26 protein-coding genes are annotated in these 20,906 nt (G+C 30.6%); all 26 read left to right on the top strand.

Annotation, left to right across the window (positions count from 1 at the left end; genetic code table 11):
* The first annotated feature begins 143 nt into the window (after nucleotides 1–143).
* The 26 genes from O5O44_RS15225 (at nucleotide 144) to O5O44_RS15350 (ending at nucleotide 20,906) form a co-directional block, all read left to right on the top strand.
* On the top strand, nucleotides 144–1,262 hold the full coding sequence (locus O5O44_RS15225; protein ID WP_289195069.1) for a hypothetical protein: 1,119 nt from the start codon (nucleotides 144–146) through the stop codon (nucleotides 1,260–1,262).
* A 148-nt stretch (nucleotides 1,263–1,410) separates the two neighbouring features.
* Entirely contained in the window at nucleotides 1,411–2,070 is a 660-nt protein-coding gene (locus tag O5O44_RS15230; RefSeq protein ID WP_289195070.1) for a hypothetical protein, read from the top strand.
* A 246-nt stretch (nucleotides 2,071–2,316) separates the two neighbouring features.
* Complete coding sequence (locus O5O44_RS15235) at nucleotides 2,317–3,834, top strand: hypothetical protein (protein ID WP_289195071.1); 1,518 nt, start codon at nucleotides 2,317–2,319, stop codon at nucleotides 3,832–3,834.
* Nucleotides 3,835–4,042: 208 nt separating this feature from the next.
* Nucleotides 4,043–4,399, top strand: coding sequence for a hypothetical protein (locus O5O44_RS15240; protein ID WP_289195072.1), 357 nt, complete (start codon nucleotides 4,043–4,045; stop codon nucleotides 4,397–4,399).
* Between the two features lie 5 nt (nucleotides 4,400–4,404).
* Nucleotides 4,405–4,740 (top strand): hypothetical protein, encoded by a 336-nt coding sequence (locus O5O44_RS15245; protein WP_289195073.1) that lies wholly within the window; start codon nucleotides 4,405–4,407, stop codon nucleotides 4,738–4,740.
* Between the two features lie 218 nt (nucleotides 4,741–4,958).
* Nucleotides 4,959–5,453, top strand: coding sequence for a hypothetical protein (locus O5O44_RS15250; RefSeq protein ID WP_289195074.1), 495 nt, complete (start codon nucleotides 4,959–4,961; stop codon nucleotides 5,451–5,453).
* Between the two features lie 203 nt (nucleotides 5,454–5,656).
* On the top strand, nucleotides 5,657–6,277 hold the full coding sequence (locus O5O44_RS15255) for a hypothetical protein (protein WP_289195075.1): 621 nt from the start codon (nucleotides 5,657–5,659) through the stop codon (nucleotides 6,275–6,277).
* Nucleotides 6,278–6,448: 171 nt separating this feature from the next.
* Nucleotides 6,449–7,243 carry a hypothetical protein gene (locus O5O44_RS15260; RefSeq protein ID WP_289195076.1) on the top strand — a complete coding sequence of 265 codons (795 nt, stop codon included), beginning with the start codon at nucleotides 6,449–6,451 and terminating at the stop codon, nucleotides 7,241–7,243.
* A gap of 225 nt (nucleotides 7,244–7,468) precedes the next feature.
* Nucleotides 7,469–8,044: a CAP domain-containing protein gene (locus O5O44_RS15265; protein WP_289195077.1), complete on the top strand. Its 576-nt coding sequence runs from the start codon at nucleotides 7,469–7,471 to the stop codon at nucleotides 8,042–8,044.
* A 164-nt stretch (nucleotides 8,045–8,208) separates the two neighbouring features.
* Nucleotides 8,209–8,826 carry a hypothetical protein gene (locus tag O5O44_RS15270; RefSeq protein ID WP_289195078.1) on the top strand — a complete coding sequence of 206 codons (618 nt, stop codon included), beginning with the start codon at nucleotides 8,209–8,211 and terminating at the stop codon, nucleotides 8,824–8,826.
* 155 nt (nucleotides 8,827–8,981) lie between these two features.
* The gene (locus O5O44_RS15275) at nucleotides 8,982–9,359 is read left to right on the top strand and encodes a hypothetical protein (protein WP_289195079.1); all 378 of its coding nucleotides are present in this window, start codon (nucleotides 8,982–8,984) and stop codon (nucleotides 9,357–9,359) included.
* A 149-nt stretch (nucleotides 9,360–9,508) separates the two neighbouring features.
* Nucleotides 9,509–10,405 (top strand): hypothetical protein, encoded by an 897-nt coding sequence (locus tag O5O44_RS15280; protein WP_289195080.1) that lies wholly within the window; start codon nucleotides 9,509–9,511, stop codon nucleotides 10,403–10,405.
* Between the two features lie 133 nt (nucleotides 10,406–10,538).
* Nucleotides 10,539–11,282, top strand: a complete 744-nt coding sequence (locus O5O44_RS15285; RefSeq protein WP_289195081.1) for an SGNH/GDSL hydrolase family protein — start codon at nucleotides 10,539–10,541, stop codon at nucleotides 11,280–11,282.
* Between the two features lie 149 nt (nucleotides 11,283–11,431).
* A complete protein-coding gene (locus O5O44_RS15290) occupies nucleotides 11,432–11,881 on the top strand; it encodes a hypothetical protein (RefSeq protein ID WP_289195082.1) in 450 nt (149 codons plus the stop codon).
* The gene (locus tag O5O44_RS15295) at nucleotides 11,874–12,146 is read left to right on the top strand and encodes a hypothetical protein (RefSeq protein ID WP_289195083.1); all 273 of its coding nucleotides are present in this window, start codon (nucleotides 11,874–11,876) and stop codon (nucleotides 12,144–12,146) included. The genes O5O44_RS15290 and O5O44_RS15295 overlap by 8 nt, the downstream gene beginning before the upstream one ends.
* Before the next feature lie 162 nt (nucleotides 12,147–12,308).
* Complete coding sequence (locus O5O44_RS15300; RefSeq protein WP_289195084.1) at nucleotides 12,309–13,004, top strand: hypothetical protein; 696 nt, start codon at nucleotides 12,309–12,311, stop codon at nucleotides 13,002–13,004.
* A gap of 157 nt (nucleotides 13,005–13,161) precedes the next feature.
* Entirely contained in the window at nucleotides 13,162–13,914 is a 753-nt protein-coding gene (locus tag O5O44_RS15305) for a hypothetical protein (RefSeq protein ID WP_289195085.1), read from the top strand.
* Between the two features lie 3 nt (nucleotides 13,915–13,917).
* Nucleotides 13,918–14,901, top strand: coding sequence for a hypothetical protein (locus O5O44_RS15310; RefSeq protein WP_289195086.1), 984 nt, complete (start codon nucleotides 13,918–13,920; stop codon nucleotides 14,899–14,901).
* 19 nt (nucleotides 14,902–14,920) lie between these two features.
* Nucleotides 14,921–15,505, top strand: a complete 585-nt coding sequence (locus O5O44_RS15315) for a hypothetical protein (protein ID WP_289195087.1) — start codon at nucleotides 14,921–14,923, stop codon at nucleotides 15,503–15,505.
* Between the two features lie 157 nt (nucleotides 15,506–15,662).
* Entirely contained in the window at nucleotides 15,663–16,103 is a 441-nt protein-coding gene (locus tag O5O44_RS15320; RefSeq protein ID WP_289195088.1) for a hypothetical protein, read from the top strand.
* Between the two features lie 173 nt (nucleotides 16,104–16,276).
* Nucleotides 16,277–17,278 (top strand): hypothetical protein, encoded by a 1,002-nt coding sequence (locus O5O44_RS15325; protein WP_289195089.1) that lies wholly within the window; start codon nucleotides 16,277–16,279, stop codon nucleotides 17,276–17,278.
* 152 nt (nucleotides 17,279–17,430) lie between these two features.
* Entirely contained in the window at nucleotides 17,431–18,054 is a 624-nt protein-coding gene (locus tag O5O44_RS15330) for a hypothetical protein (RefSeq protein ID WP_289195090.1), read from the top strand.
* Between the two features lie 150 nt (nucleotides 18,055–18,204).
* A complete protein-coding gene (locus tag O5O44_RS15335) occupies nucleotides 18,205–18,750 on the top strand; it encodes a TPM domain-containing protein (RefSeq protein WP_289195017.1) in 546 nt (181 codons plus the stop codon).
* A gap of 172 nt (nucleotides 18,751–18,922) precedes the next feature.
* Entirely contained in the window at nucleotides 18,923–19,687 is a 765-nt protein-coding gene (locus O5O44_RS15340; RefSeq protein WP_289195016.1) for an alpha/beta fold hydrolase, read from the top strand.
* 156 nt (nucleotides 19,688–19,843) lie between these two features.
* The gene (locus O5O44_RS15345) at nucleotides 19,844–20,308 is read left to right on the top strand and encodes a hypothetical protein (RefSeq protein ID WP_289195091.1); all 465 of its coding nucleotides are present in this window, start codon (nucleotides 19,844–19,846) and stop codon (nucleotides 20,306–20,308) included.
* A 121-nt stretch (nucleotides 20,309–20,429) separates the two neighbouring features.
* The gene (locus O5O44_RS15350; protein WP_289195092.1) at nucleotides 20,430–20,906 is read left to right on the top strand and encodes an SRPBCC family protein; all 477 of its coding nucleotides are present in this window, start codon (nucleotides 20,430–20,432) and stop codon (nucleotides 20,904–20,906) included.

Consider the following 20,906-nt stretch of genomic DNA (forward strand, 5'->3'; position numbering starts at 1 on the left):
ACGTGTATAATTAATTACTACTGATTTACCTAACGGAAAATCCTTGAAATTAATTAACTTTAGTCACTAATCGGAAAATGACTCATGTCCTTTTCCGTAACTAATCATTACACGAACACGTTGTAAAACATTTGACCCAAATTATGAAAAAAATATTTATACTGATTTTTATTTTGACACAAATTTCATGTAGTAATGAAAGTGATTCTACAGATGATTCTTGTGTTTATGAAGGTAATTTAACTTTAAACACGCAAGAAGAAATTAACGATTTCGTGAGTTATAATTATTGCAAAATAAATGGAGATTTAATAATTGGAAGTACTTCAGCTGTAAATCAGACCAATATTAATAGTTTAGCAGGACTTGAAACATTAAATTCTATTACAGGAGATTTAGTTATTATAAATAATCCAAATCTTTTCAGTCTAATTGGTTTACAAAACATTAATGATATTGGAAAGTCTTTAATTGTGAGGTTTAATAATAATCTTGAAAGAATAAATGAATTATCAAATATTACAACTATAGATTATGGACTATATATTCTTTACAACGAATCATTAATTGATATCAAAGGTTTGGAAAATATTAACATACTAGAGAATATTCAAGTAATAGGCAATGCTTCTTTAATAAATTTAGAAGGTTTAGATAATTTGTCATCAATTAATAGTATTGAAATCCTCGAAAACAATTCGCTAACATCATTAGTTGGACTAGATAACCTTTCTTCAGCACAACGATACGTTGTAATAACAGAAAATAATTCTTTATCTTCTATTCAAAGTTTAGGGAGTCTGGAAACAATGGGAGGAGATTTAGCAATTGGAAATAATAATACTTTAGAAAATCTATCAGGATTAGAAGCTCTAAACACCTTAAATAATTTAGAGATTTTCGAAAACGATAATTTAATTTCAATTTCTGGAATACAAAATATTTCAAACATAAATAAGTTAAGCATAAGTCGAAATAACTCTCTAACTTCATTGACTTCTTTTAACAACATCTCTATTGGGACAAATTCAGATAGTGGAATTTCGATTTTAATGAATGACTCTCTAACTTCATTAAATGGATTGGAAAGTGTTACAAATTTTCAAGGAAATGTTGGTATAACAGATAATGACAGTTTAACTGATTTATGTGCTCTACAAAATATATTAACCAATGGAAATACCAATATTGTTAGTATTGTTTTTAACCAGTATAATCCATCTGAAAATGATATAATAAATGGAACTAATTGTAGTATTTAAAAAAACGTTTTACAACACCGTGTATAATTAATTGCTCGGTTCAGGTCTACTCGGAATTTCCTTCGGAAATTCCTCTGGCTCGTGAATGTTTGCTAAATTAGTTGCTTAAAACACGCAACTAATCTTATACAAAACCGTTGTAGCACATATGAAAAAAGCAATAATCATATTAATATTAACAATTATTTCTAACTCAGTTATTGGACAAGATTTGAATGGAAAATATATTTTGAAGGATATTGATTCTGGAAATGGAAAAAAAGGATATCCTGGTTTTCAACTTCTGGAAATTAGAGACAATAAGGTTACTGTTTATACCGATTTTATGCTTAAAGAAAAAGCTTCTCACCTGAAAATGGATAATGGAGATTTCTTGAACAGCAATAATGAAAAAGTTTCTAAATATGAAATTATTAATAAGAGTCATATAAAATGGTTTATAGATGGAAAATCAAATGATAAAGACGTAATTTTTGAGTGTGATTTTTATAAACTTGAACCGACAATTACAACGCTAAAAAAAGAAGAAATTGAAAAACTGAGATACGTACATACAGAAAACGAACGAAAAACGGAATTTGAATTTAACAAAGAACTTTGGGACAAAGAAACTTTAGAACTCTTTAAAAGAAAAGAGGGAGAAAAGAAAATAATTGAAAACATTGACTCTACTTTTTTCCTTTCTATGTATTATAATGGAATAAGAAATGTATCAATTCCTATCAAAGAAGTTTCTAAGGAATTACTAAAACTCTATGCAATACCTTCTGGAGGACCTATGGAAATGGTTGCTTACAGGAAAAAATAAAAACGTGCTACAACAATGGCTAAAATTAATACGGGTTTTAATGTTTGACCCAAAGTTTAGTGTGTTTTTATAAAGTCCGCCAAATCTTTTGATTTGGCTTTAGAACAGAAAAAAATAAAACAAAATAAAAAGTTTTGGCTAAACGCTTAATCCGAAATTAAATGCATATTTAATCCCGTACTAACCTTAGCCGAAGCCGTTGGCAACAATATCAACATATTACTAATAAGTTTAAAATTCTAAATAATGCAAAACAAACTCTCCTATATCGTAATAGCTTGTTTTATAATAGCGTCCTGTTCTAAAGAAAATAATCTTGAACCTGAAGTAGTTTCTGACGAACCTCAAGTAGAATTAAATAATGAGCCTCCTGAAAATTTTCAGGTAACTATATCTGAGATTAGATTTAATAAAGCCAATATCTATTGGCCTATAGTGAGAGATCCTGAAAACGATAAAGTTTTATATTCCATATACCTAAATGGTATTTTAATAGAAGAGAAAATAGAATCAACTTTTTATAGCTTTGAAAATTTAGTTGAATTAACCTCTTATGTAGGAAAGGTAGTTGCAACCGATGAAAGCGGTAACTATTCAGAAGCCAAATTTGAACTAGAGACACCTAAATATTATCATACATTCCAAAATATAATTAAATATAACGACAAAATTATTAATCCATCATATACCGTCATATCTAATGATGATAATCAAATGGTGTTTGCCGCTACATTTACACCTAATTATGACTCTTCGCAGCAAGAAGTTTTAATTTATAAAATGAATTTTGATGGGAATGTAATTTGGGTTAAACATTATCCAGAGTTTACAACACCTGGTTTAGTTAAAGTTAGAGAAACAAGCGATAATGGATTTATTGTTATTACTTATCTCCATATAATAAAATTAAATAAAGATGGTGATATTGAATGGTTTAAAACTTTAGATTGTGACCCTTTAGATTGCGAGGTAGTGGACGCATGTAGCACAAATGATGGAGGATATATTATTTTGGGACGCAAAGATAATAGTAGAGACCTTATGCTTGATACAAATGTAGAGGTAAGAGTTTCATTGATGAAACTTAATCAAAATGGAGAGTTTGTATGGGAGAAAAAATATGGTAATACATTTCAACAATTTCCTAAATCTATTATAGGAAATAAGGATAATACCTATACTTTTTTAGCTTCTATAGAAGTTAGCGGAAGGACATATCAATCTTTTCTTGATAATGTACCTGATGATATTAATATTTGGCTAGTAACTATAGATGAATACGGTAATATTGTGTGGGAAAAGGATTTTGGAGGAATAGAGGATGATAATCCACAATTTTTAATAAAAACTTCCAATGATGATTTTGTAGTTGCAGGATATAGCACTTTTAGCACTAGAGGACATAGGCATATTTTTAAAATTTCAAAAAGTGGGGAAAAGATTTGGAGTGACATTCTTAGATTAGGAGAGACTGATTCTAGTTTTTTTGTCACAGAAACTAATGATGGAGGATACTTAACTACAGGAACTTTCAATTTAGGTTCTGTCAATGATTATTTAGCTATTCTTAAATATGATAATAATGGATATCTAGAATGGAAAAGAACATATAATGATTCTTATGCTACTAATGGAAAATGGATTATAGAGGATAATAATGGGCAATTTATTATGCCTTTTTATATGGGATCATTATATGGTGAAAAAAATATGTTTATCGTCAAGTCTGACCCTTTTGGTAATTTTGGTGATTTTTATGAATAATAATTAGTTAAACTAGGAATTCTGTAATATAAAGAAATAGAAATACAGTTGCCAACACAGTATAAAAATAATTGCGGTTTAGTGCTTAATCAAAGTTTGTTGCGTGTTTGTAACGTCTGATTTTCCTTCGGAAAATCCTCGCATACAAACCCGCAACTATTCTTATACATAAACGTTGTGTGTAATTTGAGAAAACCAAAACCGAAGAATGATAATATTCGAAATCCTAGGGAAAATATTTGTTCAAATTCTATTCGAGGGAATTATACTTGGCTTTTTTAGATTAATCGGAAAAGGATTTAACAAATTAGGCGAATTATTTACTGGAATAGAAAAACCAAATGACCCAATTAAAGTTTTAGAGAAAAAATATCTCTATAAAAAAATTGAACTGACTAAAAATCTGAATGAAGTATTGAAACCTGGACGAATGGGAGCGGTTTTGGAAATAATTAATATGGACAAAGTATTTGCGGAATTTTATGATGGAAATGGAAAGCAAATTGAATGGAATAATGAGTTGGTATTTGAAATAGGAATGGATCAGTTTAAACTTAAAAAATAAAAACAATGGCGAAAATAAAACTAGATAATGTTAAAATCATTGCTACAAACGGAGGTTCAATAAAGAATTACAACGATGTTGAAATAACAAATTCTTCTATGGAATTTAAAGAAAGTGGAATTGATTTTACTATGGATGAATCAATTGTAATAATTGAAGAATTAGCTAAAAAAGGATATAAAAAACAAATATCTGAATTAATTGAAACTCTTAAAGAATCTAAACCAGAAGAAAGAGAAGAAATTGTCAAAAAGAGTTTTTTAACTAAAGCGCTAAATAAGGTCAAAGATTTTAAGCCTCTAGTGGATATATTATTCAAGTTTGGAGAATTGAGTAGTTAAATTAAATATTAATGAAATTCATTTTTATATTAGGCTTTAAGCAATAAGATAAAACTACACACAACAACGTGTATAATTAATTGCTTGGGTAAGTGCCACTCGGAAAATCCTCCGGATTTTCCTAAGGTTCGTTTTCCTTTTGCTAAATTAGTTGCGCGAGACTCGCAACTAAACCATACACGAACCGTTGTGGGTAATATCCGAAAACCGAAATTGAATTGAAAAAAATAGATTGGACATTATTATTAGCATATATCGGAATCCATATTATTATAGGATTGATTTATGTATTTGATTTGTATGACCGAGAATGGATTCAGGATTTCTATTTTGTAATACCTTTCATTTATGTTTTTCTGATATTTGACATTTATCACAAGCGATTTTGGAATAATAGAATACTGCTGATTTGGGGAATTATTGGAATAGTTCAATTAGCCGTTTATTATAATTATCGTGATTTACCTGAAATCCAAGCTGTAAATGGAAATGATTTGATTTGGCTAAAAGCACTTCCTTTGACAATCTTTACATCTTTCATTTTAAACCTGATTAACAAAAAAATTTATGGAGATAATTTTATAGTAACTGCATTTCGACTTGACCCGAATCGGATTGACCAAAAAGACAGAAGAAAGTTGAGACCAGCTGACTATATTTTCTCTGTAAGCGGATTTATGATTATAATATTTGGAACAGTCTTTACGAATTAAAAAACTACCCACAACAACGTGTATAATTAATTGCTAGTTCACTGCCGACTTACGAAAATTCCGCTGGAATTTTCTATCTGTGATTTGTTTGCTAACTTAGTTGCTGAAACACGCAACTAACCATACACAAGACCGTTGCCCAACATTTGAACAGCCTATTGTACATTTGATTTTACCATTAAATCTAATAGAATACAGAAATTATGAAACATAAATTTTTAACACCACTATTTGCAGTTCTGCTTATTCTTTCTATCTCTTGTAAAGAAAATAATCAAAACGACCAAGTTGAATCAAAAGTAACTCAAGAAGCAACCGAAAGTGAAACCGATGAAATACAAAAAAAGATAAGGGAAGCAATGAGTTCTGCGCCATCCTCTATTTCCGCCAATGCTACTATTCTTGATTATCCAAAAGACCCAAAAGGCAAAAAAATTGTACTACGCAAAGGTACTAATGGTTGGATTTGCCTTCCAGACAATCCACATATGCCTGGGAACAATCCTATGTGCATTGATGAACAGATAAAGGAACTTTTCACTGCTATTGCTGAAAATAGAGAACCTGTTATTACCCGAACAGGATTTGGTTATTTTTTACAGGGCGGAGCACCACGAAGCAATGCAAATCCTTGGGATACGGTTCCAACGCCTGACAATGAATGGATGGAGCACCAAGTGCCTCATATTGTAGTTGTATCACCTGACAAGTCAATCCTTGACTCATTACCGACAAAAATGGACAATGGTGGCCCTTGGGTTATGTGGAAAAATACACCTTACGCACATATAATGATTCCAGTTCCAAAGAATACTCTCGAATGAATAAAAAAACGTTGGGCAACACCGTGTATAATTAATTGCTTTGGTCGTTGCTTATTTGGAAAATTCCTTCGGAATTTTCTCGCGTTCGTTTTTGTTTACTAAATTAGTTGCTGAAACACGCAACTAACCATACACAAAACCGTTGGCAGTAATTTGAGAATACCGTTAAAAATGACACAAAAATTACTCAAAGGAAAACTCACTACTTATTCTGAACAAGGAATGGAAGGCGGTGTTTTATGCTTTCAAGATGTAAGTCATATAAAATTGACTGATATAAATTCTCCATTTGGATTATACGAAAACCGTAAAGTTTGGGATAAAGAGGACACTAAGAAAATTGGAATAATTACAAATATTGAATTATTAATTGAAGGTGAATGGAAAAGTTATATAGACCCTATCACTAAAGATGAAGATTATAAAATTTCGTCTTTGTATTGTGGGGAATTAAAAGGCGACCTTAATGCTGACAAACGACTTGCAGAGAAATATAATTTTACAATAAAATACTCAATTGAAAGACTAAATGAATCTTATGGACTAGGTAATTGGAAAATAGATGGAAAATTACCAAATGTTATTCTAAAAGATGGTACAAAAGTTCATTTTGGAGACAGCCCAAGCACATTTCCTAAAAGACCATATGGAATACCGAAAGATGCAGAAACAAGAGTGTCAGTTGAATGGGATGATGGAACAAAGGAAAATAAAAAGTTGACAAAAGAATTATTAATTGAAATCTGGGATTTTAAGGGACTTCACCAATTAAAAGAGACTGACTTTTTAAAAATATTTTCTATAAGTAGAGAAAAAGTTATTTATGAAGGACTAATAAGTGAAATTCCTTTAAGGTTATTTAGTCACACTTTTACAGGGCACTTTGACCAAATTAGTAATGGAGATAAGAAAGAGTGGGAAACATACTTTACCGAAAAATATAATGCCGAATTACAGAGAAAATAAACTACTGCCAACAATGGCTATAATTAATACGGGTTTTGGTTCTTAATCCAAAGTTTAGTGTATTTTTATAAAGTCCGCCAAATCTTTTGATTTGGCTTTAAAAATGAAAAAAATAAAACAAAATAAAAAGTTTTGGCTAAGTGCTTAATCGGAAATTAATCGCTTATTTATTCCCGTACTAATCATAGCCGAAGCCGTTGGCAGTAATTTCAGCAGAATCTAAAAATGAAGAATCTCATAATCCTATTTTTAACAATATTGTTGACATTATTCAACAGTGACACTAATGTTGTAGTTGATAAAGACGAAGCTCTTACAGCATTTGAATTACTTAATAAGATTAGAAGTAACCCAAAAGAATTTGAAGATATTTTTCCATTTTTAAAACATTCAAAAGTTGAAAACAAGAAGTTAATATGGAATGACACCTTAGCTAAAGTAGCTGAAGCAAAAGCCTTTGATATGGCTGACAAAAACTATTACTCTCATATCGACCCTTCTGGATATGGTATTAACTATTACATTAACAAAAGTGGATATAAGTTAAATCCTAATTGGATTGAAGATAAAAAAGCTAACAATTTTGAATCAATCGCAGCAGAGGTACCTGATGGTGTTTCTGCTATATCGACATTTATAATTGATAAAGGAGTTCCTTCTAAAGGACATAGAATACACTTATTAGGACTTGATGAATGGAACGCATCATTAAAGGATATTGGAATTGGTTTTGCAAGACGTAAAACAGGAAGTAAATATAAGACCTATGTAAGCTTGATAATCGCAAAACATGACTGGTAAAAAAACTAATGCCAACACTGTGTATAATTAATTGCTTGGTTCACTGCCGACTTACGAACATTCCTTCAGAATATTCTATCTGTGATTAGTTTGCTAACTTAGTTGCTGAAACACGCAACTAACCATACACAAAACCGTTAGGCTTAATTTGACAAAAATCCCGTATGAATAATAAATTGATAAGTATAATTCGGATTATAGGACAATTGATTTCTATTTCAATTTTCGGATTAGTTGGAGGTTTATTATTTGAATTTAGAATTCCAGGGCATCAAACCTTTACAGACAATGATTCTGGACTTTTCGGTCTGGTTTATATAATATTCATAATTGTTGGAATTGGACTATTATTAAATTCTTTGATTTTTTTTAAAAAAAACCATTGGAAAAAATATCGAATCGGAGTTTTGATTTTTGTAATTGGATTTGGGTTATTAGTTTTTATACCTAGAGATGTAATCAAATGGACTTTCTTTGGTGGAAAGAAAATGGAATTCACTAGCATAAAAAATCCTGATTTTATTTGGGTAAAACTTGAACTATACAAAAATAATGACTTTTTATGTTCAACTTCTCACGGAGGAGAAATGACAGAAGAAACATTAGGAGAATACAAGTTAAAAAATAACGTTCTTGAATTACATTTGAAAAATGGAATATCTGAACATACCAAAAATAGATATCAAACTTTATATGAAAATATCGGAACAAAATATCAAATATTAAATGACACTTTAATATGTATGGATTGCGAAAAGGAAATAAAACTAAAAAAAAACTAAGCCTAACACCGTGTATAATTCATTGCTAGTTATAGCATACTTACGAAAGTCCTCGCGGACTTTCTATTCGGTTTTTATTTGCTAAATTTAGTGCTTAAACACGCAACGAAATCATACACAATCACGTTGTGCGCAATATCCTAAAAAGTAAATAAATGAATAAAAATATACTAGTATCGGTATTTCTAATTATTACTTTGATTTCATGTAAAAAAAATGAAAAACTCCAGTGGGAATATAAATATGAGAATAGAGAAAGTAGTATAAATATGAAAATATTAAATGGAAATAATTACTTGATATATGACAAACCAACTAGAACAGACTTTGAATGGACAAATATCGATCTTAAAACGAGTTCAATTTATGGTGCTGGAATAAAAATACTTGGTAGTGAAAATGGAATTACTAAAACGGAAATAAATGTCCCTAGTAATTATTTGGAATCTGATACTCTGAATATAAAATTACATTTTGAATTGGATGGAAAGAAGAATGAAGTGGAATTTAATATTCCTGTAAGAAAAGAATAAAAATACTGCGCACAACAACGTGTATAACCAATTGCTTGGTTTGTGTGTACTCGGAAAATCCTAGCGGATTTTCCTACTGGTTCGGTTTCTTTTATTAACTTAGTTCTCGCCAACGCAACTAGCCATACACGAAACCGTTGTGCAAAATAATGAAAAACCTGCTTCAAATAATAATTCTGATACTTAGTTCAACCTTGTTTGGACAAGATTATTATGAAGTCGACTTATCCAGAGAAAAACCTAATTTTAAAAATGTTGTTTTAAAAACAAGGACTTTAAGGGATTCAACGGGAATTACAAACTACATTTCAAATATTCAGGTTTATGACAAAAATGGAATTTCAATATTGGAATTTGATTTGAATAGAAAAGGAGATACTTTAGAAAAAATAACTACTTCTTTTCCTAATAAATATTCTGAATTACAAATACATAGTTATTCTAATGCAAAAAGCGACACAGCATATTATTACTATAACAAAAACAACTTTGAGAAAAAGGAAATTTGGAAATGGGGAGATAATAATGAAACTGACACATATGAATTCTTCTATGACAAAAACAATAGACTTCTAAAGCAAGAAGTTTATTTCGGAGTTGAAAAATCCTGGGATACTCTGATATACAAAAATGACCGAATTACAACAGTTCTTTCCTACGATGACACATTGGAAAGACAAGATTCAATTTCTTATTTATACAACCAAAAAAATCATTTAGCCAAAATTTTGAAATTTAATTTGGCAAACGAATTACAAGAAACGCAGACTTTTAAAACCAACCAAAAAGGAAAGTTTAAAGAAATAATAAAAGAGTTTAAAACGTTCGAATGGTCAAAAGACAAAAGGAAACACATAATTCGAATGGAATATCATCCAAACGGAGAATTGAAAACAAAAATTGTAGAGGAATTTATAAACGGAAAGTTAGAAAGTAAAAGCAAACTGAATTTCAACGAATCTGGACTTTTGGAAAAAATTAAAGTAGAAAATCTAACGAAAGGAATAACAACTGAAAAGAAAATTACTTTGCACAACACCGTATAAAATTAATTGCTGGTTATAGCCTACTTACGAAAGTCCTCGCGGACTTTCTATCTGTGTTTTATTTGCTAACTTTAGTGCTTAAACCACGCAACTAATCTTATACAAACACGTTAGGCACAATTTAAAAAAAGATATGAAATTTATTAGGTACATATTTATTACAGTTTTCTTTTTTGGAATAGCTGATGAATGTTTTGCCCAAGTTAAAAAAGATACATTGAATGTATTATTTATAGGTAACAGCTACACATACTATTCTAATATGCCTCATATTGTATCTTTGATTTCAGACAGTACTAAAATTAAATTAATAACCTCTAAAAGTACTGCTGGTGGAGCTAAATTAAGCGACCACTGGTATGGTAATAAAGGACTTAAAACAAAAGAAGCAATAAGTAGTGGGAAATATGATATTGTTGTTTTACAAGGGTCAAGTAGTGAAGCTGTTAAGAAAAGGAAAGAATTTCTCAAATACTCAAAAAAATTATCTGACCTAGTTAAAATTTCTGGTGCAAAACCTTACTTATATGTGCCTTGGCCACCAGAAAAAATGCCACAATTTCAAGAAACAATAACAGAATCGTATCAACAAGCATCAAAAGAAAATGATTGTGGACTTGTTATGGTTGGAGAAGCTTGGAAATTAGCTAAAACATTGAGACCAGATATACAATTGTTTTTACCAGATGGTAGTCATCCAACGGATTTAGGAGCATTTTTAACGGCTTGTGCCTTTGTAAACACTTTTTCGAGAGAACTGCCTAAAAATCTACCTGACAGGTTTTTTATAACAGATTCCGATGGAAAGGAAGTTATGCTTTTTAGGGAAAATTCTTTAGATATTACCTTTTGTCTAAAAGTGGTTCAAAGTTTATAAAAAAACAGTGCCTAACAACGTGTATAATTAATTGCTTTGGCAAGTGCTTACTTGGAAAATTCCTTCGGAATTTTCTCGGGTTCGTGTTTGTTTACTAAATTAGTTGCTTAACCACGCAACTAACCATACACAACAACGTTGTAAGTAATTTGACCAAACCAACGAAAATAGAACTAAAATTTGGCAATCCTAAAAATGGATGGCTTCCGATTGGATTAAAATCGCAGGATTTTGAATTGGAATTTAATGCCTCAAATATTCCCGAAAATCCGGTTGACAAACTTTGCGAATCTCTGATTTTAGTTATGAACGGAATGGAAAAGGAAATTTGCTGGAATTTGGAACCTGAATGTTATTTCTTTAAATTAAAATCAAGCAGAAAAGGAATTGACTTTATTATCTCAAAAAGTGGCGGAATAATAGAAAATCGCAATCTGATTTATGAACTGAATGGGAATTTTGAGTCTGTGATTTTACCAATTTATCGGAGTTTGAAAAAGTTCAGTACATTAGAATTTGACAAAACTGATTGGGAAGAAATTGATCAAATAAAACTGAATAAATTAACGAAATTAATAACAGAAAGAAAAAATGGCTGATGGAAGTTTGTCGCAGTTTAAAGCGACTTTAGCAAGAAAAATAGAAAGAAACCAAAAAAGACAAGCAAGGTCTGATAGAAATTCGTCGAGCTATAAAAGTTCTGGTTCAAAACCTGAATATAATTTCCCAAAACTATCAGAATCTGAATTAGAGATACTAAAAAGTGATATTCGTAAAAAGGCAAAATCGCATAGGAAAAAGGAACTAATAACTATTGCAATCTTTTTTATAATTGTGACTTTAATAATTTTATATCTGATTTAAGTTTCAATTAAAACTACTTACAACACCGTGTATAATTAATTGCTCGGTCACTGCCGACTTACGAAAATTCCGCTGGAATTTTCTATCTGTGATTAGTTTGCTAACTTAGTTGCTGAAACACGCAACTAACCATACACATCGCCGTTGTACAACATACCCGAAATGAACAAACTGCTAACATTTTCACTTATAGTTTTCTTATTCCTTTCTTGCAAAACCGATAAGAAATCTGAATTGGATTTTTACGCAGAAAATAAACCTTCGTTTTTCGATTTGAGAAATGGAGACTGGACAAAAAACTCGTGGATTAGAAAACCTGAAAATCTAATAATGGTTCACGAATCATTTAAAAAATTCGGTTACGACAAACTAGAAAATCTGATTTTTAAAAGCGACAAAGAATTTTTAATTCAAGGAATTTATATAAAACGGAATTTCAAAAATTTAACGGACAGTTTAGAATTGACCTTTAACAAACCTGAATTACAAACAAAATATTACGCTGAATTTTGGAATCGCAGAAAAGCGGAGAAAAATGACTCAGTCGTTTATGAAATTATCCGAGAATTCAATACAATGAAATCGGACAAAAAACAAAGGAATTATGAAAATCGGTTTGTAAATGACACATTGGTTGACCTTTTACAAATTGAGTTTGACAATGACAATCTAAATTCTAAAAAAGCGGAATCGAACTTTTATACGTTAAAAAGATACGGACTTAATCAATCGGCATATAACCTACTCTATGAAAGAGCAGAATATTCCGAATTGGAATTAGACCGAGAGAAATTAAAAAAAGAATTAAAAAAAGCAACGGAATATACTTATCCTTGGTTAATTGATACGGAAAAGTAAGTACGTTGTACAACAACGTGTATAATTAATTGCTACGGAATTTCCTTGGCGGAAATTCACTCGAATTAATTACTTTAGTGCCACGGCGGAAAATCATTTCTGATTTCCCGCAACTAATCATACACAAAACCGTTGTGTGTCATTATGAAAAAAGAACTTGAGTCATAAATCATATATAGCATTTTTAGATATTTTAGGGTTCAGTGAGTTTATTGACAACACTGATAATGAATCTGCAAGTAAACTTTTCAAACAAGTTTTCAGGGATTCAATTGGAGCTTCTTTCTTTCAAATGTATCAGGAGGAAATATCTCAATACAAACTTGAAAAGCCCAGATTAGCAATAGTATCTGACAGTATTGTTTTATGGACAAAATCTAATACCCTGTTCGATTTCGTAATGATTTCTCAATTCACAGGTCTCATGATAAGGAATGCATTTACTGCTGGAATTCCTCTTCGCGGTGGAATAGTTCATGGCTCAATAACAGAAATGACTTTGGATGAAATCATACCTGGTTTAGACTACTTTCAAGACGGAATAAACATTAATTCTTCAATTTTAATTGGAAAGGGAATTGTTAACGCATATAAACTGGAAAATATCCAAAACTGGTCTGGTTGTATAATCCATGAGACATGTATTTCACATGTTAAAGATTCTCACCCAAAAGCACTTGATATAATAAATATGATGAAAGATGGTATTTCGTTAACTGAATATGATGTTCCTTTAAGAAATGGTTCTACAAAAAATTTTACCGTAATTAACTGGACAAACTCATTAACAAAAGAACTCTCTGAAAAAGATATAGTCGATTCATTTCAAATGCACAATAAAAGTATACATAATGATAGTGTAAAATTGAAAATCGAAAATACCATCGAATTTTATAATAAAATGAAATAACAAATGAAAAAATATTTATACTATCCAAGTTTCGAACCGCCAAATACTGAATGGTTAAAATTTTCGCTTTTATATTTAGAAAAATTTGAAAGTATTGTTCCTTATGAAAGACAATATTTAATTTCTGACGACTATAGACAGATTTCTAATGAAACAGATTTGGTTGATTTATATTCACCAAGTTTCCAACAAGGAGAAAGAGCATCCGAAAAGGCAATTTGGCAAGCTGAAAGAATATTAAATCATCCTTACAGAACAAGCGGTAGATTTAACCGAATTAATTTAAAAAGAGATTGGAACAATAAACTCAACTGGAATTTTCAAATTTACTCTGAAAAATTCTCTTATCAGTTTGGTCAATTTTGTGTTGAAAATAAGATTGGAGTTCAAAATGCTGATGGTTTACTATTACCAAAAGAATTAGCCTACCTTTTTATGACACATCTTGCTAAAGAAATTTCTTTTGACAGAAATGGTTCCATTATTACAGACAATTCAGAATTTGACCATTACACTAATTACTCAAGAGTATTTAAGCCAGCTGTTAGACATAGAAATGAATTTATGAAAGGAATATTGCAACTAATCATTCCAACCGATATTTCCAATGTTAGTTTTAATCAGCTAATTGAATTTCGAAATCAAAACAGAAATAGAATATCAGAATTTAATAGACAAATAGAAAATGTAGAAGATTCAATTGGGAATGGATTAACTGAACAAGCCTTTATCGAAAGTTTTAAGAATTCGTATAAAGAGTTAACGGAACAAATATTGCTTTTAGGAGCAAGAGCAACAGTAATCCCTTTAGCATCTTACATGCTCATTAACGACCCAAATGCATTAACCGAAGAATATGCAAAGAATATATTAACTGCACTCGGTATTGGTCTTGGAGGTTATTTTGCAGTAAAAAAATCACTAATAAATACAGAGAGCAAAAGGAGTTGTAAAAAATATTTTGCTAATGTTTCATTACTTAAATAATGTTTAGTATTTAAAAAGTATGACTGGAAAATCAGAAAAAAATTTATTTGGGGAATCCGTCAAAAAGAAAAAAAGAAAATCTCGTTTAGAAAGCTCACTTGAAAAATATGATAAAGATACATTTGAGGAAAGGCTTGAACGACTTAAATTTTTAAATAAAATATTCCCAAAAGAATTCGGAATTTTAGCAGACCCAGAAACTGTGTATGTATTTGGGGAAGCGAAAATGGCATTTGTCAACGGAGAATTTATTTCGACTATTTTACTTTCTCAAGCGTTTATTGAAAGAAAATTACAACTTCATTACCAATCATTAGGATTAGATATTATTGCAAAAAGAGGTCTAAAAGCTATTGTAACTCATGCTAAAAAGAATAACATTTTACATGAATATCTTATTGAGCGAATCGATGTTTTAAGGAAAAGAAGAAATCCATTTTCACATGTCAAACCAACTGACCATGAATTCAATTTAACGCAAAGAATGATGACTGATTTAAAATCGGACAAAAGATATAGACAGCCTTTTGAAATAATGACCGATGACGCAAAAGAGGCTATTTCTTTGATGTATACAATATTTATAACTGAATTAAAAAAATAACGCCACACAACACCGTGTATAATTCATTGCTGGTACTCGCCTACTTGGAAATTCCTGCGGAATTTCCTCTGGCTCGTTTTAGTTTGCTAATTTAGTTGCTGAAACACGCAACGAAATCATACACAAACACGTTAGCAAACATTAAAAACCAACTTCAATGAAAAAATTATTACTGATTTTAATTATTCCAATTTTATCAACAAGTTGTCACTTTAGCAACAAATATCAAAACCGAGAATCTGACAAACAAGATGCCGAAAAAATTACGACTGAACTTTTTGCTTATATGAAAACCTCTGATTTTGAACAAGCAACAAAACTTTTTGGCGACGAATTTTTTAAGGTAACAACAAAAGAGGATTTAATAAAAATTTTTGAGTCAACTCAAAATAAACTTGGCGGACTAAAAAGTACGGAATTGGCTGATTGGAACACAATGGTTTCGGAAGGAGCAATTGAACAAGGAATTTATAATTTGAGTTACATCGGAGAATTTGAAAACGACAGTGCAAAACTCAAACTCACGCTGACCAAAAACGAAAATGGAAAAATTAAAGTAGTTGGATATAATATTCAATCTAACGCTTTTCTGAATTAAAAAACGTTTGCTAACACCGTGTATAAAAAATTGCTAGTTTTAGCTAACACAAAGTCTGTTGCCTGTTTGCTGGCTTCCGATTTTCCTTCGGAAAATCCTCGCCCACAAACACGCAACTTTCCATACACGAACACGTTGGCAACAACTATGACCCATAGAAACCTAAATAAATCATGAAACAAAAAGAATTAAAAAGACTAACAACTCATTTTAAAATTGCATCATTAATCATATTAACGCTATTACAATTTAATTGTACTACGGACGACGGAAATGAAAATACCCCAAGTCAATCAGTAAGTAAACTATTTGCTATTGATGGAATTGGTAGTGATTTAAAAATCGTTGAAGTAAATCCTAATAATGGTCAGTCAACTTCAATATTTTTAGATTTTGAACCAATGCAAGCTAGTGTAGACTTTGATTTTACATATTTTGATACTACCAATGAATTATTTGTTAGAAGAAATGTTTATGAAAACGGAATTGGTCCGCAAATAATAAAAGTCAATATTGATACCAAAGAAGAAAACACCATTAGTTCAGAAAATTACAGCACAATAATTGCCGGAAACGGAAAGTTATTTGGTCTAGAACGTATTGTTGTTAATACTCAACTCCAATCAATAAATCTAGTGGAAATTAATGCTGAAAACGGCTCAAAAGTTTCAACTCTAGAAATATTTGATGCATTAGAAGATGCACCAAGTAATGATAGGACAGGTGTATATGGAATATTGTATTCAAATGATACAGATGAGTTATTGATTCCTAGAAGGACTTCTTTTGTATCCAATGCAATTGACCAATTAATAAAAATTAATGTTACTTCTGGGACAAAAGAAACTGTAAGCATCAATCCTTATGAATCAGCTACAATTGGGAGAAATGGTCGAATGTTTGCAGTTAAGAGAACTTATGACCCTAATATTGGAGAAGTTACTTTCTATGGGATTGTTGAAGTAAACATAAGTCATGGAGAAGAAATTGACATATTAAAAGAGTTTGATAATCTAAATTATTTTTCTGACTCAGAAATTATTTTTCTTAGTGAAACCAATGAAGTACTTGTAGATATAGGAACTTTATATAAAATCAATGTTGATAACAAAAATGAATCTATCTTAAATAACATTAGCGGATTTTATAGTTATAGAAGCGTTAACATATATTAAAAAATAGCAGTTGCCAACAATGGCTATAAGTAATTGCTGGTTCTCGCCTAATTCTGAAAATCCTCGCGGATTTTCTGTTCGGTGCGTACTTGCGAAGTTAAGTGCTAACCCACGCAACTACTCATAGCCGAGACCGTTGTAAAACATATATAATGAGACAAACTATTTTTAACTTAATTACTTTATTATTTTCTTCTATACTTTTTAGTCAGGTTACTACTAATGACAACTTTCAGATAAAGTTTCAAAAAGCTAGACAGGTAGATAATTCTAGCATTATGCAAAGTAGCCAGCTTAAGATTAAATCCAGCGATTTGATTAAAACAATGGTAAAAATTAAAATAAAATCTAAAGAAAAAGACAGACTTAATTTAAGTGCCTTTTCATTAAGGGATATAAACAATAAGATTCGTTATAGGTTAGCTGATTATAAAGGTTATGCAGGTGTTGTTGGATTTCCAGAATATGTTCCATATTTAAAAACTAAGCTTTTTGATAAAAAGGGAAAAGAGCTTAGAAATGTTCCAGAATTTGATCCAGAACAAAAAGATCTTTTCAATGATTTTAATGTAGAAGATTATCAAAATTTTGAAGTACCTGTAAATTTTGGAAATGAACAATATCCCAACTTAAGTATAGTTTATTTTGGTACAACTACGTATAAAAATTTTACAGCTGAATTGTTTTTTGGAATTTTAGTAGAAAATAAAGATGCTGATTACGTACTATATTATAAAAATGAAAAGATTTCCAAAATTGAACTGAAATTAAGATAAATACGTTTTACAACACAGTATATAAAAAATTGCTATTTTGTGCTTAACCAATGTTAGTTGCTTTGTTTGCTAGCTTCTGATTTTCCTTCGGAAAATCCTCGCACACAAACACGCAACTTTCCATATACATAAACGTTGTAAACAATACGAATGAAACTGATATTCAAAATAATATTCTTTGCTTTTTTGACAATTTATAGTTGTAAAACAAAGCAAATCGAAAAAACAGAACCGAATACTAATCCACCAAAAGTTGAATTTTCGGAATTTGATTTAGGAGAAAGTGATTTGCCGAAATTAAAAAGAGAAGTAAATGACTTTGAACTAATTTTTACTGTTGAGCAACTGGAAAAATTGACTTTAATGATTAGGGAATTTAAGAAAAACACATCTAATCAAATAGCTATCGTTTCCATAAAATCAATCGGAAGTTATACGGATTTTGACAAGTTTGCGGTTGACTTATCGAATTATAACGGAATTGGATTAAAAGAAATGAACAATGGACTTTCTATTGTTTTCAGCAAAAACTTGAGAAAAATAAGGATTTCAACAGGACTTGGAACTGAAAAGATTCTGACGGACGAAATTTGTAAAAACATAATTGACCAAACCATTATTCCTGAATTTAAAAATGGAGATTATTACAGCGGAATTGAAAAAGGAGTGGCGGAATTAATAGCAAAATGGGAATAAAGTACTGTTTACAACAACGTATATAATTTATTGCTAGTTCTAGCCTACTTACGAAAATCCTCGCGGATTTTCTATTCGGTTTGTATTTGCTAAATTAGGTGCTTAAAACACGCAACAAACCATATACAAACCGTTGGCAGTAATTAAAGGGAACATCTAAACAAGAAGATAAATGCCGAAATTCACAACAAATAAAGTTACAATAAGCTATGAAGTTCACGGCAAAGGAAAACCAATAGTACTTCTTCACGGTGGAGCAGTTGATTTCAATTATAACTATGTACAAACTGGATGGATTGAGACTTTAACAGAAAACGGATTTCAAGTAATTGGTATTAATTTTCGTGGTTACGGAGAAAGTGATAAAAGTAATGATCCAAACTTTTATGGAACAACGAACTTCTCAAATGATGTAATTAATTTAATTAAGCATTTAGATTTAAATAATGTGTGTTTAATTGGATATTCAATGGGAACACTAATAGCTTTTGATTTATTAAGTAAGCATCCTGAATATTTTTCAAAAGCGGTTTTGATGGCAACAGGTGATGGACTTATTGGAGTTCCTCCATACATTTTAGAAAATCTTTTACCAGGCTTTGCAAAAGTATTTTCATATGATAGCTTCCCAAACCATTTACCAAAACATGTATCTGCTTATTGGAATTTTTTAAATGAAGTTGGATTAGATAGAGAATCTATGATTGCCATGAGTCTTGGAAAGTATTCTACTCTAACTGCAGAAAATGCTGCCAAAATTGAAGTTCCAACTCTGATAATTAGTGGTGAAATGGATTTGGTACTTGGAAAAGGGCAAAAAGTTGCTCAAACTTTACCTAATGGAGAATATTTGGAAATCAAAGGTGCTAATCATTTTGAATTAGCAACTGAAAGGAAAGCACATAAATCAGTTATTAAATTTTTAATCAAAAACTGATAACAAAAATAACTACAGCCAACAACGTGTATAATTAATTGCTTTGGCAAGTACTTATTTGGAAAATTCCTTCGGAATTTTCTCGCGTTCGTTTTTGTTTACTAAATTAGGTGCTGAAACACGCAACTAACCATACACAAACACGTTGTAAGTAATTTGACCAAACCAAGAAAAATAGAACTGAATTTAGGAAATCCGAAAAATGGATGGCTTCCGATTGATTTAAAATCTACGGATTTTAAATTGGAATTTAATGCATCAAATATTCCTGAAAATCCGACTGACAAACTTTGCGAATCTCTGATTTTAGCAATGAACGGAATCGAAACGGAAATATGTTGGAATTTGGAACCTGAATGTTATTTCTTTGAATTAAAACAAATCGGAAAAGGAATTGATCTGAATATTTCAAAAAGTGGAGGAATAACAGAAAACCGAAATCTGATTTATGAACTGACTGGAGATTTTGAGTCTGTGATTTTACCAATGTATCGGAGTTTGAAAAAGTTCAGTACGTTGGAATTTGACAAAACTGATTGGGAAAAAATTGACCAAATAAAACTGAATAAATTAACGGAATTAGTAACGGAAAGAAAAAACTACTTACAACAACGTGTATAACTCATGCCTTTGAATACACTGGAATTTATTTACCTTTAAACTAAATAAATCCCGTGTAACTCACTCTTGCTGGAAAACGGCACGAGCCATACACGAACACGTTACCATACATACCCAAACAATGCCGAGAATTGAACTTCAAACAGAAATAAAAGCCGAGAGAAATATCGTGTTTGACCTGTCTCGAAGTATAGATTTACACAAAATATCGACTGAACACACGAATGAGGAAGCAATCGCCGGAAAAACAAGCGGATTAATCAGAATGGACGAAAGTGTAACGTGGAGAGCAAAACACTTTGGAATCTATCAAAATCTGACTTCCAAAATCACGGAATATGACCGACCAAAATACTTTGCGGATGAAATGGTAAAAGGAGCTTTCAAAGAATTTAAGCACGAACACCACTTTGCGGAATTGAATGGCGGAACTTTGATGACTGACTTTTTTGATTATAAATCACCTTTTGGAATTTTAGGAAAAATAGTTGACAAGTTGTTTCTCAAAAAATATATGACTGAATTGCTAACTGAACGGAATCGAATTGTAAAGCAGTTTGCGGAATCTGAAAGGTGGAAAGAAATAATAACTGAATAA

Origin of the sequence: Algibacter luteus (assembly GCF_030344935.1) — a bacterium.
Taxonomy (GTDB): domain Bacteria; phylum Bacteroidota; class Bacteroidia; order Flavobacteriales; family Flavobacteriaceae; genus Arenitalea; species Arenitalea lutea.